At 57.3% G+C, this 13,854-nt stretch carries 16 protein-coding genes and 1 pseudogene; 15 read left to right on the top strand and 2 right to left on the bottom strand.

What is annotated here, in order from left to right; all coding sequences use genetic code 11:
• Positions 1–297 precede the first annotated feature (297 nt).
• The 14 genes and pseudogenes from cpeB to ACXMDM_RS05785 all read left to right on the top strand — a co-directional run bounded on the left by cpeB (position 298) and on the right by ACXMDM_RS05785 (position 9,816).
• Positions 298–852 carry a phycoerythrin subunit beta gene (gene cpeB, locus ACXMDM_RS05850; protein WP_071800983.1) on the top strand — a complete coding sequence of 185 codons (555 nt, stop codon included), beginning with the start codon at positions 298–300 and terminating at the stop codon, positions 850–852.
• Positions 853–906: 54 nt separating this feature from the next.
• Positions 907–1,401 carry a C-phycoerythrin subunit alpha gene (cpeA, locus tag ACXMDM_RS05845; protein ID WP_071800982.1) on the top strand — a complete coding sequence of 165 codons (495 nt, stop codon included), beginning with the start codon at positions 907–909 and terminating at the stop codon, positions 1,399–1,401.
• Between the two features lie 253 nt (positions 1,402–1,654).
• Positions 1,655–2,524 carry a phycobilisome linker polypeptide gene (locus tag ACXMDM_RS05840; RefSeq protein WP_071800981.1) on the top strand — a complete coding sequence of 290 codons (870 nt, stop codon included), beginning with the start codon at positions 1,655–1,657 and terminating at the stop codon, positions 2,522–2,524.
• A 9-nt stretch (positions 2,525–2,533) separates the two neighbouring features.
• A complete protein-coding gene (locus ACXMDM_RS05835) occupies positions 2,534–4,036 on the top strand; it encodes a phycobilisome rod-core linker polypeptide (protein ID WP_145536791.1) in 1,503 nt (500 codons plus the stop codon).
• Positions 4,037–4,189: 153 nt separating this feature from the next.
• Positions 4,190–4,873 (top strand): phycobilisome rod-core linker polypeptide, encoded by a 684-nt coding sequence (locus ACXMDM_RS05830; RefSeq protein ID WP_162922860.1) that lies wholly within the window; start codon positions 4,190–4,192, stop codon positions 4,871–4,873.
• A 117-nt stretch (positions 4,874–4,990) separates the two neighbouring features.
• Positions 4,991–5,536: a phycobiliprotein lyase gene (locus tag ACXMDM_RS05825; protein WP_205526822.1), complete on the top strand. Its 546-nt coding sequence runs from the start codon at positions 4,991–4,993 to the stop codon at positions 5,534–5,536.
• A complete protein-coding gene (locus tag ACXMDM_RS05820; RefSeq protein WP_162922859.1) occupies positions 5,475–6,182 on the top strand; it encodes a chromophore lyase CpcT/CpeT in 708 nt (235 codons plus the stop codon). Before ACXMDM_RS05825 ends, ACXMDM_RS05820 begins: the two co-directional genes overlap by 62 nt.
• Positions 6,183–6,202: 20 nt before the next feature.
• On the top strand, positions 6,203–6,496 hold the full coding sequence (locus tag ACXMDM_RS05815) for a hypothetical protein (protein ID WP_083544489.1): 294 nt from the start codon (positions 6,203–6,205) through the stop codon (positions 6,494–6,496).
• A gap of 177 nt (positions 6,497–6,673) precedes the next feature.
• Positions 6,674–7,192 (top strand): C-phycocyanin subunit beta, encoded by a 519-nt coding sequence (gene cpcB / locus ACXMDM_RS05810; RefSeq protein WP_071800977.1) that lies wholly within the window; start codon positions 6,674–6,676, stop codon positions 7,190–7,192.
• Between the two features lie 44 nt (positions 7,193–7,236).
• Positions 7,237–7,725 carry a C-phycocyanin subunit alpha gene (cpcA, locus tag ACXMDM_RS05805; RefSeq protein WP_071800976.1) on the top strand — a complete coding sequence of 163 codons (489 nt, stop codon included), beginning with the start codon at positions 7,237–7,239 and terminating at the stop codon, positions 7,723–7,725.
• Between the two features lie 51 nt (positions 7,726–7,776).
• Positions 7,777–8,160 (top strand): annotated as a pseudogene (locus tag ACXMDM_RS05800) (HEAT repeat domain-containing protein); the annotation flags it as partial.
• An 84-nt stretch (positions 8,161–8,244) separates the two neighbouring features.
• Positions 8,245–8,625 (top strand): HEAT repeat domain-containing protein, encoded by a 381-nt coding sequence (locus ACXMDM_RS05795; RefSeq protein ID WP_311134070.1) that lies wholly within the window; start codon positions 8,245–8,247, stop codon positions 8,623–8,625.
• Complete coding sequence (gene cpcF, locus ACXMDM_RS05790) at positions 8,622–9,317, top strand: C-phycocyanin alpha-cysteine-84 phycocyanobilin lyase subunit CpcF (protein WP_071800975.1); 696 nt, start codon at positions 8,622–8,624, stop codon at positions 9,315–9,317. The genes ACXMDM_RS05795 and cpcF overlap by 4 nt, the downstream gene beginning before the upstream one ends.
• Before the next feature lie 7 nt (positions 9,318–9,324).
• Positions 9,325–9,816 carry a low molecular weight protein-tyrosine-phosphatase gene (locus ACXMDM_RS05785; protein WP_071800974.1) on the top strand — a complete coding sequence of 164 codons (492 nt, stop codon included), beginning with the start codon at positions 9,325–9,327 and terminating at the stop codon, positions 9,814–9,816.
• Between the two features lie 303 nt (positions 9,817–10,119).
• Here ACXMDM_RS05785 and ACXMDM_RS05780 read toward each other — a convergent pair whose 3' ends face one another.
• Positions 10,120–11,694, bottom strand: coding sequence for a bifunctional pantoate--beta-alanine ligase/(d)CMP kinase (locus ACXMDM_RS05780; protein ID WP_071800973.1), 1,575 nt, complete (start codon positions 11,692–11,694; stop codon positions 10,120–10,122).
• A gap of 69 nt (positions 11,695–11,763) precedes the next feature.
• Positions 11,764–12,321, bottom strand: coding sequence for a septal ring lytic transglycosylase RlpA family protein (locus ACXMDM_RS05775; RefSeq protein ID WP_071800972.1), 558 nt, complete (start codon positions 12,319–12,321; stop codon positions 11,764–11,766).
• A gap of 419 nt (positions 12,322–12,740) precedes the next feature.
• Between ACXMDM_RS05775 and purM the strand changes: the two genes are divergently transcribed.
• On the top strand, positions 12,741–13,778 hold the full coding sequence (gene purM / locus ACXMDM_RS05770) for a phosphoribosylformylglycinamidine cyclo-ligase (RefSeq protein ID WP_071802155.1): 1,038 nt from the start codon (positions 12,741–12,743) through the stop codon (positions 13,776–13,778).
• Positions 13,779–13,854: the final 76 nt, after the last annotated feature.

The raw sequence follows: 13,854 nt of genomic DNA, 5'->3' as shown, positions 1-13,854 counted from the left end.
TCCCCCCTGACTGGAGTCGGCGGGCTGGGCTGAAAAGCTTTTGCGCTGAAAAGCTTGTTACGAAATCCTATGAGTCCACCAACTCAGGGGAAAGGAAAACCGATGAGATCTAGCCTTTCTGGGCGGACAGCCGCAAAGGTCTCAAGTTGAGAACCAACCCTTCGACCTTAGGGATTGCTTAGCGCCTTGGCGAGCGAAGTGTCGGTTTCGGCATGCCTACGCCTGCCGCTAGCACATCGTCCTCACCAACAACCACGCCGCTCATCACGACGCGGCTCACCCTCTTTTCAAGAACCCATGCTCGACGCCTTCTCCCGCGCTGTAGTCAGCGCCGACGCCAAGACCGCCACCATCGGTGAGTCCGAACTCGCCGCTCTGCGCCAGTACGTGGCCAATGGCAACAAGCGCCTTGATGCCGTCAACGCGATCGCCAGCAACGCCAGCTGCATCGTTTCGGACGCCGTTTCGGGCATGATCTGCGAAAACACCGGCCTGATCCAGGCTGGTGGAAACTGCTATCCCAACCGCCGCATGGCTTCCTGCCTGCGTGACGGCGAAATCGTTCTTCGTTACATCTCCTACGCCCTGCTCGCCGGCGACGCTTCCGTCCTCGACGACCGCTGCCTCAACGGCCTCAAGGAGACCTACATCGCTTTGGGTGTGCCCCTCCAGTCCGCTGGTCGCGCCGTTGCCATCATGAAGGCTTCCTCCTGCGCCCACATCAGCGAGACCAACACCCCAGGCATGGGTGGCACCCGCTTCAACAAGATGGAAACCATCCAGGGTGACTGCTCCGCTGTCGCGTCAGAAGCCGCCAGCTACTTCGATCGCATCATCAGCGCACTCGGCTGATTTCCTCCAGTCTCTGACTGATCCTTCCCAAACCCATTCGCTTCGAAGTTTCCAATGAAATCTGTCGTTACCACCGTCGTCACTGCCGCTGACGCTGCCGGTCGCTTCCCCACCCAGTCCGATCTCGAGTCGGTCCAAGGGTCCATCCAGCGTTCCGCTGCTCGCCTTGAAGCTGCTGAAAAGCTTGCTGCTGGCTTCGACAAAGTGGTGCAGGAAGCCGGTGATGCCTGCTTCAAGAAGTACCCCTACCTCAAGCAAGCCGGTGAAGCTGGTGAAAATCAGGTCAAAACCGACAAGTGCTACCGCGACATCGCTCACTACCTGCGTCTGATCAACTACTCCCTCGTCGTTGGCGGCACCGGTCCTATCGATGAGTGGGGCATTGCCGGCGCTCGTGAGGTCTACCGTGCCCTCAATCTGCCCACCGCGGCCTATGTCGAAGCCTTCTCCTACACCCGTGAGCGCGCCTGTGCTCCTCGTGACATGAGCCCTGAAGCCGCCAAGGAATTCAAGTCGCTCCTCTCCTATGTGATCGAGTCCCTCTCCTGATCACAGCCTTGCCCTAGGGCAACGCCTCACGTTGTTCTTTTGCAGCCTCTTCTGCGGCCCCCACTCGGGGCCGCTTTTTTGTCAGATTCGCTGATTGAACTCAACAAAACGATCAAGCCCTGATCGTCGGATTGATGTAACAATTGACGCATGAGAAGAGAATGGGCCGGTGCCCATTAGTAAGATCTTGAAGAACTGAACCATGGCACCCAAGCCCCCTGGGTATGCCATTAGTCCCCCGAGCACTCCCAGCATGACCTTTGGACCTGCTTCCTTCCTTGGCGTAGAGCGATTCACATCAATCGGCGCTCAAGAGCATTTCACGGGTGATGAAAACGCTGATAAAGACGTCATCATCAGAGCAATTTACCGCCAAGTTCTTGGCAATGCCTATGTGATGGAAGAAGAGCGCCAAGTCGTTGCAGAATCACAATTCAAGCTCGGTCGAATCAGCGTTCGTGAATTCGTCAGGCAATTAGCAAAAAGCGATACATACCAAAGCCGCTTTTTCGATACCTGTAGCCGGTATCGCTACATTGAGCTCAGCTTCAAGCACTTACTGGGCAGAGCACCAGACAACTTCGAAGAGCTTCGCAGCCATAGCACCATTCTTGACGAATTTGGATTTCAAGCCGACATCGACAGTTTTATCGATAGCGTCGAATATCAAAATCGCTTTGGCGAAGACACCGTTCCCTATCTGCACGGCTGGCAAACCGGCGCTGGCAAGAGTATGCGGGAATTCACCTGGATGTTCCAGCTCACCCGGGGAGCCAGCAGCAGCGATCTCAAGGGAGACGTCGCTGGCATTGCTCCCAAGCTCGGCAGTGCCGCTTACCAGAACACCAGTTTCCCAGTGATCAGCCCCAGCAATACGGCCAGCAGCTTCCGCCTGGCTTCTCCGAATGGCATAGGCAAGACCCGCTCAGGCGTCGGAGCCGGCCAAGAGGGAAAGGTGTTTCGAGTTCAGGTCAGTGGCAATCAAGCGAACAAAGTTCAAAAGTTTTCGCGTTACCGCCAATCAAGCCGGGTGTATTACGTCCCATTCGAAAAACTCTCCGAACAATACCAACGAATTCACGCCGAGGGCGGGAAAATAGCCAGCATTACACCTGTCAATTGATCAATCCCCTTGAGTCCTAATCTTGTTTCTGCCATGCCTACCCTCAATCGGTTTCAAGCTCCTCAAGCTAATCTGATGCAGCCAAACATGGCCCCTACAAGTTTCTGGCCTCAAGCCGGGACCGAAGCCTGCCAAGTGGCCATTCGTGCCGCCTACAAACAGGTGTTTGGAAATATCGGAGTGATGGAGAGCGAGCGACTGAGCTCTTCCGAATCTCGCTTGGCTAACGGCGAACTCTCCGTCCGTGGATTCGTCACGGAGCTGGGTTGCTCCGAACTCTATCGTCGTCGCTTTTTTGAAACATGCTCACCGCATCGTTTTGTTGAGCTGAACTTCAAGCATTTTCTTGGCCGGGCGCCACAGTCAGAAGCTGAAGTTTCCAGACAAGTTGAAATTCTTCAAAGCAAAGGCCTTGAAGAAGAAATTAGAAGTTATACGGGTAGTGATGAATACCAGAATGCTTTTGGTGAAGACACAGTTCCATACCTACGCTCTGTTGTGAGTCAAGTCAGTCTTGGCCAGAATAATTACACCAAAATGCTCTCACTGAAGGGCAGCAACAGCAGTAGTGATAATGCGCAACCGAAACGTTCGCAGACCCTTCCCTATCTTGCTGCTGCAGCAAGAGCTATGTCGGGCTTGAATTTCGGCCGATACAACCCTTCTCCAACCGCTGTCTTCAAGCCGATGCGTTCCACTTCCGGTCAAGATAGCGCCCCGTTCAGCGCCTCGCTTTACGCAGGGTTTGGGGTATCACAACAAGATCAGCAAAGGATTGAGCGCTGGGCTGGCAGCAGCGCCGAGGAGGTGAAGCAGGTTATTCGCGCCGTCTACCGCCAAGTGATGGGGAACCCACACCTGATGGAAGGGGATATTCCGACATCGCTTGAATCCCAATTGATTGACGGGGAAGTGAGCGTCAGGGGCTTCATTCGCAACGTCTGCCTCACTGAGCACTATCGGCAGCGGTTCTTTACAAAGTCTTCTCCCTATCGCTTTGTGGAATTGCTGTTCAAGCAATTGCTCGGCCGTGCTCCAGAAAGTCAAGCTGAATTCCGTGTCCCCCTTGACATCGTGATTCGCCAAGGATACGCAGCCTTGATTGACCACTTCCTGAATAGTGAAGAATACATCAATAACTTCGGTGAGGATATTGTTCCGTACCTCCGAGGTGTCAAATCTGCCGAAGGCCGCAGTCAAAACAGTTTCAACCGCACCCTTGCGCTCGTCAATGGCTATAGCGGAGGGGACCGACAAGTCACCAGCTCTCGCCTTCTCAACCAGGTCACTGGTGGTGCCAATCAGATCATTCCGTTGCGTTCCACTGCAGCAAGTGGATCAACTGAACCGCCAGGCAAGCGCTACAGGATTGTGGTCACAAGCCAAACCTTCGGAAGCCGTCGCCGTAAAGCTCAAACGACTTATGAAGTTGCTGGAGACCGCATGACAAGCCAGCTAAAGTTCATTCACAGCACAAGCGGCCGCATTACCAGCATAAGCGAGATCTCCTGAGATCCACTTATAACGGCTTAGCTGATGCTTTGACGCAGCACCATGCCGCGTCTATTCACTTCCCCTTACCCTAAAATAATGTCTCTCTGGATACAAGCGAATCCCACGAGTGAACTCTGGGCCAGCTCGAATGAAATGGAATTAGACGATGTCATGACATCGGTCTATCGTCAGGTGCTGGGAAATGCTCACCTCATTGAATCCGACAGGCTCAGCACATTAGAGTCACAACTACGCAATCGTGACATTTCTGTCAGGCAGTTTGTAGCAGCAGTTGCCCTCTCTGACGCCTATCGGCAACGATTCTTTGACACGAACTCACAATATCGTTTCATTGAGTTGAACTTCAAGCATTTGCTCGGCCGGGCGCCACGCAACCAAGCCGAAATCGCCGAGCATACAGCGATCTATGCTGCTGGAGGCTACGAGGCTGAGATCCTTTCTTATATAGATAGTGACGAATACGGCTTAGCCTTCGGGGAAAATATTGCGCCCTACACCCGCACGGATTCTGCTCAGCTGAGCCAAACGAAGGATTTTCTTCGTACAGTTAATCAATGCCGTGGTTATGCCAGCAGTGACTTGGGTCAGAATCAGCCCAATGCTCGCAGTTTGGCGTCCAACCTTTCAGAGTCGGCCAACCCGCCGATCGCGACAAGATCAGGCGGCAATCAGAATGGACGCTTCGAGATTGTGATTGACATGCCTCGCAATAGCTCTGTCAACCGACGAGCGGCCCAAGTTATCACTGTTGACTATGCTCAGCTCACTCAGCGAATCAATGTGATTCAGCGTCAGGGCGCTCGTATACGCACTGTCAAGCCTGTTGCGAACTAGCTCAAAACAATCAGCATCCCATTGCCGCCATGTTTACAATGGCGGCTTTTTCTGCGATTGGTTAGTTGCTTAAACCAAAGAATCCACAATCATCTGGCTCATCCGCACTTCAACGAATTGGCGACCTCGACTGACATTTTGATTTCAAATTTTGTCAAGAAGTCGCTTGGCACATGGCATTCAAAGCGAAGTGGCCACAATCTGGCTTTCCGGCACGTTGAGGAAATTGATTCCACAATTGTCATTATGGCGGAGCCCAATGAATCGATTGAGCTTGCCCAATTACTTGACCTCAATGGCATCGCGCAACAAGCGATCACCAATCCCTTTCGGATGAGTTGGCGCGGTACTTCTGATTGGGATGAATCAGATGTCAGCGCTGGTGAATGCCTGCTTGTGCCAGTGCCAACAGACAGCAAAAGCGGCATACTTTTGCGTAGCATAGGTTATACAGAAAAGATTCCAGCCATCGGCCGATATAATATTGATGACGATGGTGCCTTCACATTGATCACTCCCTATGAAGGATCCAGCGCCGAAGAACGCATCTGGTTTGCAACCAAAGATGTGAGATTAAGGGTCTCCATGATGCGCACGCAAAGTGGCCAAGGTATCGTCCAAGCTTCTTTTTCCTCTGAAATTCGCCAGCACGATGGAAGTTGAGAAGAAACCCACAATGGCTGCAAAGGCCTTGAGTGATACCCAAGCTTTTCAATGCCTTCAACTGATTGCGGGTCTCTACCGCAATGATCGCCAGTTTGCGGCCCACTCAACAGAGCTATCCCATATTCAACTGGCCTTCAGGCCTATTACTACTTCGGGTTTTGATGGGTGCTGGCTTTACTCAGAACAAGCTTATACCTTTGATCTATGGCGTCCCTATCGCCAAGGAGTTCACCATGTCCGGCAGCTGCCTGATCGACTCAGAGTTGATAACTTCAGCCCTCCAGATTCCCTCCTAGTAGCAGGTGCAAGTCATGAGCCCAGTCTTCTTCAGAAGTTGGAGCGTAGCGAGCTGATCGCAAGGCAGGGCTGCGCGATGGAATTTTTCCCTGAAACCAGTAGCACCTTCCGCGGCCAGCTTGAAGAAGGCTGCCAGTGCCTGGTTCCGCGCAATGGCCAGCTGACTTACCTTGTCAGTGAGGTTTTACTTGAAGAAGGTCTTTGGCGTAGCCGCGACTTTGGCTGTGATCCAAACAGCCACGAACAACTCTGGGGTCTAACAGATCGACAGTTTGAGTTTGAACTGATAGAAAGTTTTGCAAACGAATTACCCTGTTCGTTGAGCGCAACCCAGTCACTTGTATGACGAGGGCCGATCTGCCACCCATGGCCAAACAACGGCTCAGGAGCTGGATTCGCAGCCGGCACCTTGTCTTGAAAGGCAACTTTTTGGTCATGGAGTCCCTTGAGCAGAACGCGATCGATCGCTTCGCGGAAGCCGTGGAGAGCCTTGGCGGACGCCTCCTCAGTGTCAATACTGATAAAAGTCTTTATTCTGGCAATCGCATCATCCGGGTGCTGCAGGGGAAGGCCTCATTGATGAATCAACACTGGGTGGAGCTTTTACACTACTGGGCAGAAAAAGGTGGATCTCACAGTCGATTTGACGAAAGGGGGTGACCTTTTGTTAACACCCGCTTGATCCGGGGCTTGCCTATTAAATAATAGACAGGTCGCTTGGCCCTCCAGTGCTCGGCATCGGCAAGCCAGCGAAGCCCTAGCCTCTGGCGTTTCGACGTCCTGGAGTTTGTCAGGGTATTATCAAAGACACTGCCTCCAAGAATAGGTGCTTTCCCCATGTTTGATGCTTTCACAAAGGTTATTGCTCAGGCTGATGCCCGTGGCAGTTTCATCTCCGCTGGCGAGCTTGATGCTTTAGCTTCAATGGTTTCAGACAGCAACAAGCGTCTTGATGCTGTTAATCGCATCACCAGCAATTCATCCACCATCATCGCTAACGCGGCTCGCGCCCTTTTCGCTGAGCAACCCGGCCTGATCGCCCCCGGTGGTAACGCTTACACCAGCCGTCGCATGGCTGCCTGCCTGCGCGACATGGAGATCATTCTTCGTTACGTCACCTATTCAATCTTCAACGGAGACTCCAGCGTTCTGGAGGATCGTTGCCTGAATGGCCTGCGTGAGACATATCTGGCCTTGGGCACCCCTGGAGCTTCGGTTGCAGAAGGTGTTCGCAAGATGAAGGAAGCCGCCCTCGGCATTGTGAACGATCGCGGTGGTATCACCCAAGGTGATTGCACGGCTCTCTCCTCAGAGATTGGCACCTATTTTGACCGGGCCGCATCCTCTGTCGCTTGACGCTTTAGAGAAGCTTTCAACCCTTACTTCCCTTCTCCCATTCCATGAAATCCCCACTCACAGAAGCCGTCTCTACAGCTGATTCCCAGGCTCGCTTTCTCAGCAACACTGAGATGCAAGCCGCCTTCGGCCGTTTCGGCCGTGCCAAGGCAGGCCTGGAAGCCGCCAAGCAGCTCACAGCCAAGGCTGATGCCTTGGTGAACGGTGCCGCCCAAGCGGTTTACACCAAGTTCCCGTTCACAACCCAGCAGCAGGGTCCCAACTACGCCTCCACTCCCCAAGGCAAAGCCAAGTGTGCCCGTGACATTGGCTACTACCTTCGTCAGGTCACCTACTGCCTGGTGGCCGGTGGCACCGGCCCCATGGACGATTACCTGATCGCCGGTCTCGACGAGATCAACCGCACCTTCGAACTTTCACCCTCCTGGTATGTGGAAGCTCTGCGTTATATCAAGGCGAACCACGGCCTGAGTGGCGAAGCTGCAACCGAAGCCAATAACTATCTTGACTATGCGATCAACGCACTAGTCTGACTTGGCAAAAGGATCAGTGTCTATCTTGGGGGCTTCAAGCCCCCATTTTTTATGGAATCATTGGGCGTTGATTTGATGGAGAGGCAAGCAAATTCGGAGCTGATTGGAAGCCCCATCAGCGAAGACGAGGCACTACGCAGACTCGGCCTGACTGATGATGCCTCCTCCCGTTACTACGCCGCCTGGTGGCTAGGGCGGCATCGCAGCGATGATCCAAGAACCATCACATTGTTACTTGAGGCCCTGCGACAACGCAGTGTTCACAATCCAGATCAAGATCTTGATGCCACGGCGGTAGCCAGAAATGCGGCCAGAGCCCTTGGCAAACTCGGGCAGGCGGCCCATCAGGCCATACCAGATCTTCTCCGCGCACTTGATGATGACGACCCAGGACTGCGCGAAGCCGCGGCAAGAGCACTTGGAAACTTGGGCGCGCGCGAAGCCGTCGAGCCGCTCGCGCGCCGCCTGAAGGGTGGCCCTGCTGGGCCCGGACGTGCTCAGCAGGGATCAGCTCGTCTGGTGGAGCCCTGTGAGGCCCTGCTGGAGGCCCTGGGGGAGTTGGGCGTGGCGAATTCGGAGGTGCTGGAGGTGATCACGCCCTTCCTCGACCATGAACGACCGGTGGTGAGCAATGCCGCCGCCCGAGCCCTGCTTCAGCTCACAGGTCAACCCTGCTGGGGTGAGCGACTGGTGGCGATGCTTCGTCACCCCCAGCTCCAGGTGCGCCGTTCAGCGCTCTTGGACATTGGTGCCTGTGGCTGGCTGCCAGCACTGGGGCCGATCTGCGCAACCCTGGCGGAGAACAGCCTCAAACTGATCGCCCTGCGAGGACTTGCCGAAGCCGCTCCCAGCCCAGGCAGCGCCGAAGCCGTTTTGACGGCAATGGACGACTTGCTATGACGACATCCACGCCCCACGGCGAACTGGCCACTCTGATTGCAGCGGTTCAAGGAGCCTGCACGGGCGAAGCACTGCTGGAAGCCACCGAAGCCCTCAGTGCCAAGGCAGACCCTGGAAGTCTGGGGTGCCTGATGGAGATTCTTACGTTCAACAACCCAGGAGCGGCTGTGGCGGCCGTGGAGGGCCTGATCAAGATTGGCAAGCCAGCCGTTGCTCCGCTGCTCGCCAATCTTGATCAATACAACTACGGAGCGAGGGCCTGGGCGGTCCGGGTCCTCGCTGGTATCGGCGACGTCCGAGGACTGGCCGTTTTAGAGCAAGCCCTGGCCGAAGATGTGGTGCCAAGTGTGCGCCGAGCCGCTGCCCGGGGCCTCGGACAGCTTGTGCTCGATGGCCTGGGGCCTGAGGAGCGCGAAGAAGCCACCCTGCGCTGTTTTACCTCCCTGGAGAAGGGCCAAAGCGATGGCGAGTGGATCGTTCGCTACGCCGTTGCGGCAGGCCTGGAACAACTCGCACCGGCTCTCCTTAGCCATCCAGACGTGGTGACCCAGTTGATCACCAACCTCCGCAGCCTTGCCAATGAAGCGAGCGAGCCCGTGGTGGTGGTCAGACTGCGAGCCGATCTGGCCCTGCGGCGACTGAACGATCAACGGCTTGATCGCAGCATCTCTACACCTGAGCTTTCAGCCTGAATCAACCATGACCCAGCGCCTACTTTTCGTCTGCCTAGGCAACATTTGCCGGTCCCCAGCTGCCGAGGGGATCTTCGTTCATCTACTCAAGTCAAGCGAACACAACGGGGATTATCTTGTCGAATCCGCTGGAACTGGCGCCTGGCATGTCGGGAATGATCCCGATTCAAGAATGCGTTCCGCTGCCGCTCAACGCGGTATCCACTTACCCAGCAAGGCAAGACAGATCACAAAGGCTGACTTGTTGAAGTTTGATCGGATCCTGACGATGGATCAGGACAACTTTGATCAGGTCTGCAGAATGGCCAAACAGAGTAATTTTGACCAAAAAAGCATGGCCCTGATCGAACCGATCACCATGTATTGCTCCAAGTTTTCAGCCACATCAGTTCCAGACCCCTACTACGGCGGGGAAAGCGGCTTTGAGGATGTGCTCGATCTCTTGGAAGATGCCTGCAAGGGTTTACTTGCGTTCCTTAGCGACAGGAACCATTCTTGACCATGCTCACCATCGAATGAATCATCATGCCAAAAGCCTGATTGCCACTGCTTTGGGGACGCTCCGATGGATGCCGCATCGCCGATGACGAAACGATTGGGCGATCCACAGACGCCGAAAGGTTGGAGGTCATTGCAATGGAAGACGTTGAGCTCAGTGTCATGGTGACGGGTGTCGCTGATTGCGCGGAATTCGCTTAAAACTATTGATTGAATCCTATGGTGTGTAGCTGTTTCACGCTCTTTTAGCTCTTCAACCCTACTGCTGAGGAGAAGGGACTTAAGGGGGAGTCGAAACAAACCGTCAAGTTCCTGGCCAGGCTTCCTCAGGCACCCGTTCGCGGAACAGATCCACCAGGGCCTGGATCACCGCCTCGATCTCCAGGCCATCGCTGATCAGCTCGATCGCGTCATCGGCCTGAGCGAGCGGGGCAACCGCCCGACAGGAATCAAGACGGTCGCGTTCGGCAATCTGGCCCTCCAGTTCAAGGAGCGAAACCGGGGGAAATCCCCGCTGCTCCAGATCCAGGGCGCGCCGCCTGGCACGCTCCTGCACCGAGGCGGTCAGGAACACCTTCAAATCAGCGTCGGGGAAAACCGCCGTGCCGATATCGCGGCCTTCGGCCACGAGCCCTCCCCGTTCGCCCATGGCCTGCTGCTGGCCGGTGAGGGCCTCACGCACGGCCGCATGGGCCGCCACCGCAGACACCGCGGCGGTCAGGTCGGGGTGACGAATCGCCGCGGTGACCTCGTGGCCCTTGATCCAGACCCGCTGCTCGGCACCAAGCCCGCCCTCCAGCCGCAGGTCGAGATCGCCCAGGAGCAGGGCGACGGCCTCCGGATCCGCCGGATCGACCCCATGGCGCTGCACCCACCAGGTCACGGCGCGGTACATCGCTCCTGTATCGAGGTAGAGGAGACCCAGCCGGCGGGCGAACGCCCGGGTAACGGTGCTCTTACCGGCACCGGCGGGGCCGTCGATGGCAACAATCGGGGCTCGGGACATCAGAAAGTGGTGATCGATCAGACGGCTGGACCCACAGTTCACAGCCACAGCCAGCAAAGCAAGACCCCGATGACCGGATGGGGGTGGCTGGAGGGTTTGGGCCCCGACCAGCTCGGCGTAGTCAACCTGCAGACCGGAGGCTTCCAACCCGTCTCGTAACTCTGCCAGCAGCCGTTCCTCACTCAGGCCGCCGCAGCGCCAGGCCTCAGCGGCTTCTAGCAGGGCCACGGGAATGGCGCTGGCCCTTTGGCGCTCAGCCGGGGAAAGGTAGCGATTACGAGAACTGCCGGCCAGTCCGTCGGCTTCGCGCCAGGTGGGACAGCCCTGCAGCCGCACCGGCAGACCAAGAGCCGCCACGACCCGGCGCAAGACCACCAGTTGCTGCCAGTCCTTCTCTCCGAGCAGGAGGCGATCGGGACGAATCAACGCCAGCAGACGGGCGATTACGGTGGCCACGCCGTCGAAATGGCCAGGCCTGGATCGGGCGCAGAGAGTCTCCAGCAAGGACGCCGGCGGAATGACCCGGGTGACCTCGGCCTCTCCACCCGGAAAGAGATCTTCAACGGAGGGTGCAAACAGAGCGTGGGCACCAGCCACCGCTGCTGTTGCGGCATCGGTCTCGAGATCGCGGGGGTAGCGCTGAAAATCCTCGCCCGGCCCGAACTGGAGTGGGTTCACGAACACGCTCACCAGAACCCCGGGCTGAACCGGCTCAGCGCCCGCGACTGGCTGAGCCAGGGCTGCCCGGCGAATCAGGCTGAGATGGCCCTCATGCAGAGCACCCATCGTGGGCACGAAGTGCAAAGGCCGTTGCTGCCATCGCAGAGAAGCGCACCAGCGCAGCAGCTCGGCGCAGGTTCGCAGCAACAACATCGGCTGACAAAACAAAGACCCACCACGCCAAAGGGACGGATGGGCCGGAGATCAGAGAGGTGTCAGACCTTACTGGAGAACCTCAAGGCGGACCTGGGCGATGCCACTGGAGATGAGCCCCAATTTCTGGGCGGCTCCGTGGGCCAGATCAATGACCCGGTTGCCGACGAACGGCCCACGGTCGTTGATGCGCACGTAGGTGATGCGGCCGTTACGAAGGTTGGTGACCCGCACCCGAGTGCCGAAGGGCAAGGTGCGATGGGCGGCGGTCAGGGTGCCAGGACGGAAAATTTCACCGTTGGCGGTGCGGTTTCCGAAGAAACCAGGGCCGTACCAGCTGGCCTCGCCGGTGGTCACATGCCTGACATTGGACTGGCTGGGAGCCGAAGCCACCGTTTGGGGAACCACCGGCCTGATGACAGGCTCAAAGTCAGGTTGGTCCTGAACGTCGCGGATCACCACGTTGCCGTTGGGGCTGGTGGAGGGCTTTGCTTGGGCAGGTTGCTCGCTTGACATCGCCAAGGCAAGGGGTTGTGGGCCCTTGGTGGAATCGGCGAAAGCGGGGATGGCAACACCACTGCTGGAGAGCAGGAGAGCAAGAGCTCCGAGGGAAAGGGAGGAAGGCATAACAAACGAAACCCGCTGCCTAAAACAGCAATCACCTGAAGATCAACGATCAAACCGACGACCAATCCACTCAATCGAAAAGCATGAGAGGAATGATCGAGGTGGTGAAGTTCCTGACCAAATCAAAGACTCAGGAAACTTAATGGCAATCCTGAAAAGATTGTGTGGAGGAATGGGATCACAAGAATGATCAGGAATCATCATCGAAGCCAACATCGCCGGCCCCATCAAGGATGGAGCGGGCCAACACCGCCTCGATCAATCAGCAGAAAGGATGTCTGCTATCAGCAGTGGTGATGGAGCTGGGTGTCAATCTCGCAGCCGTCCACCGCCACGGGTGGTCAGCCCCGGGAGCAGCCAGTGCCGTGTCCCATCAGAGGATCACCAGGATCCAGAGTTGTTCCCACAGAACGGATGCCATGGACTACCGCACAGCAGGAGTGGACGTGGCCGCAGGTCGGGCCTTTGTCGAGCGGATCCGGACCAGCGTTGAATCCACCCGGCGCCCCGAGGTGCTCGGCGGCCTGGGGGGCTTCGGTGGGCTCTGCCGCCTGCCGAGCGGCTTGAGCAACCCCCTGCTGGTGGCCGGCACCGATGGGGTGGGCACCAAGCTGGAACTGGCTCAGGCCCATGGCCGCCACCATGACGTGGGCATCGATCTAGTGGCGATGTGCGTGAACGACGTGATCACCAGTGGCGCCGAGCCTCTCTTCTTTCTCGATTACATCGCCACCGGCAAGCTCAGCCCCGAGGCCATGGCCGCAGTGGTGGAAGGGATTGCCGACGGCTGCAGGCAAAGCGGTTGCGCCCTGCTCGGAGGTGAAACGGCCGAGATGCCGGGCTTCTATGCCCCTGGCCGCTACGACCTGGCCGGCTTCTGTGTGGCAGTGGTGGAAGCCGACGCCCTGATCGACGGAAAGCAGGTGGAGGCCGGTGACGCCATCCTCGGCCTGGCCAGCAGCGGGGTCCATAGCAATGGCTTCAGCCTGGTGCGCCGCATTCTCGACGCGCGCGGCATCACGGCCGCCAGCACCTTCAACGGCAGTGACGAGCCGGTGATCGAGGCCCTGCTCAAGCCAACCCAGCTCTACGGCGCTGTGGTCAGATCCCTGAAGGCCGGCGGAATCCCTCTCCACGCCATGGCCCACATCACCGGGGGAGGCGTGCCGGAAAACCTGCCCCGTTGCTTGCCGGCGGGCGTTCACGCCCGCATCGATCCAGGCAGCTGGGAGCGTCCCGCCCTCTTTCACTGGCTACAGGAACAAGGCGAGGTGCCGGAGGAGGACCTCTGGAACACCTTCAACCTCGGTGTCGGCTACTGCCTGGTGGTGCCAGCGAAGGATCAAGCGGCCGCCATCGCTATCAGCGAGGGCCTGGGTGTGCGCGCCTGGCACCTGGGCGAGGTTGTGGCGGGCCCGAGCGGAGGCGGCCCGGTGGCCGGCCTGCCGAGCAACTGAAGCCGCCTCGGGACTCGGCGAAGTCAGATGATGGAGTTGTTAAGCCGTCAAAAGCCTCTGGCGCCAGTTTTGAGGA

The sequence above is a fragment of the Synechococcus sp. CS-603 genome (assembly GCF_977929215.1).
The sequence above is the reverse complement of the archived record's forward strand: the minus strand, read 5'-3'. Positions and strand labels throughout refer to the sequence as shown.

What these genes read in the sequence shown, in the direction of transcription:
- cpeB (WP_071800983.1), top strand. Translation starts at nt 298, where the DNA reads ATGCTCGACGCCTTCTCCCGCGCTGTAGTCAGCGCCGACGCCAAGACC.
- cpeA (WP_071800982.1), top strand. Translation starts at nt 907, where the DNA reads ATGAAATCTGTCGTTACCACCGTCGTCACTGCCGCTGACGCTGCCGGT.
- ACXMDM_RS05840 (WP_071800981.1), top strand. Translation starts at nt 1,655, where the DNA reads ATGACCTTTGGACCTGCTTCCTTCCTTGGCGTAGAGCGATTCACATCA.
- ACXMDM_RS05830 (WP_162922860.1), top strand. Translation starts at nt 4,190, where the DNA reads ATGACATCGGTCTATCGTCAGGTGCTGGGAAATGCTCACCTCATTGAA.
- ACXMDM_RS05815 (WP_083544489.1), top strand. Translation starts at nt 6,203, where the DNA reads ATGGCCAAACAACGGCTCAGGAGCTGGATTCGCAGCCGGCACCTTGTC.
- cpcB (WP_071800977.1), top strand. Translation starts at nt 6,674, where the DNA reads ATGTTTGATGCTTTCACAAAGGTTATTGCTCAGGCTGATGCCCGTGGC.
- cpcA (WP_071800976.1), top strand. Translation starts at nt 7,237, where the DNA reads ATGAAATCCCCACTCACAGAAGCCGTCTCTACAGCTGATTCCCAGGCT.
- cpcF (WP_071800975.1), top strand. Translation starts at nt 8,622, where the DNA reads ATGACGACATCCACGCCCCACGGCGAACTGGCCACTCTGATTGCAGCG.
- ACXMDM_RS05785 (WP_071800974.1), top strand. Translation starts at nt 9,325, where the DNA reads ATGACCCAGCGCCTACTTTTCGTCTGCCTAGGCAACATTTGCCGGTCC.
- ACXMDM_RS05780 (WP_071800973.1), bottom strand. Translation starts at nt 11,694, where the DNA reads ATGTTGTTGCTGCGAACCTGCGCCGAGCTGCTGCGCTGGTGCGCTTCT.
- ACXMDM_RS05775 (WP_071800972.1), bottom strand. Translation starts at nt 12,321, where the DNA reads ATGCCTTCCTCCCTTTCCCTCGGAGCTCTTGCTCTCCTGCTCTCCAGC.
- purM (WP_071802155.1), top strand. Translation starts at nt 12,741, where the DNA reads ATGGACTACCGCACAGCAGGAGTGGACGTGGCCGCAGGTCGGGCCTTT.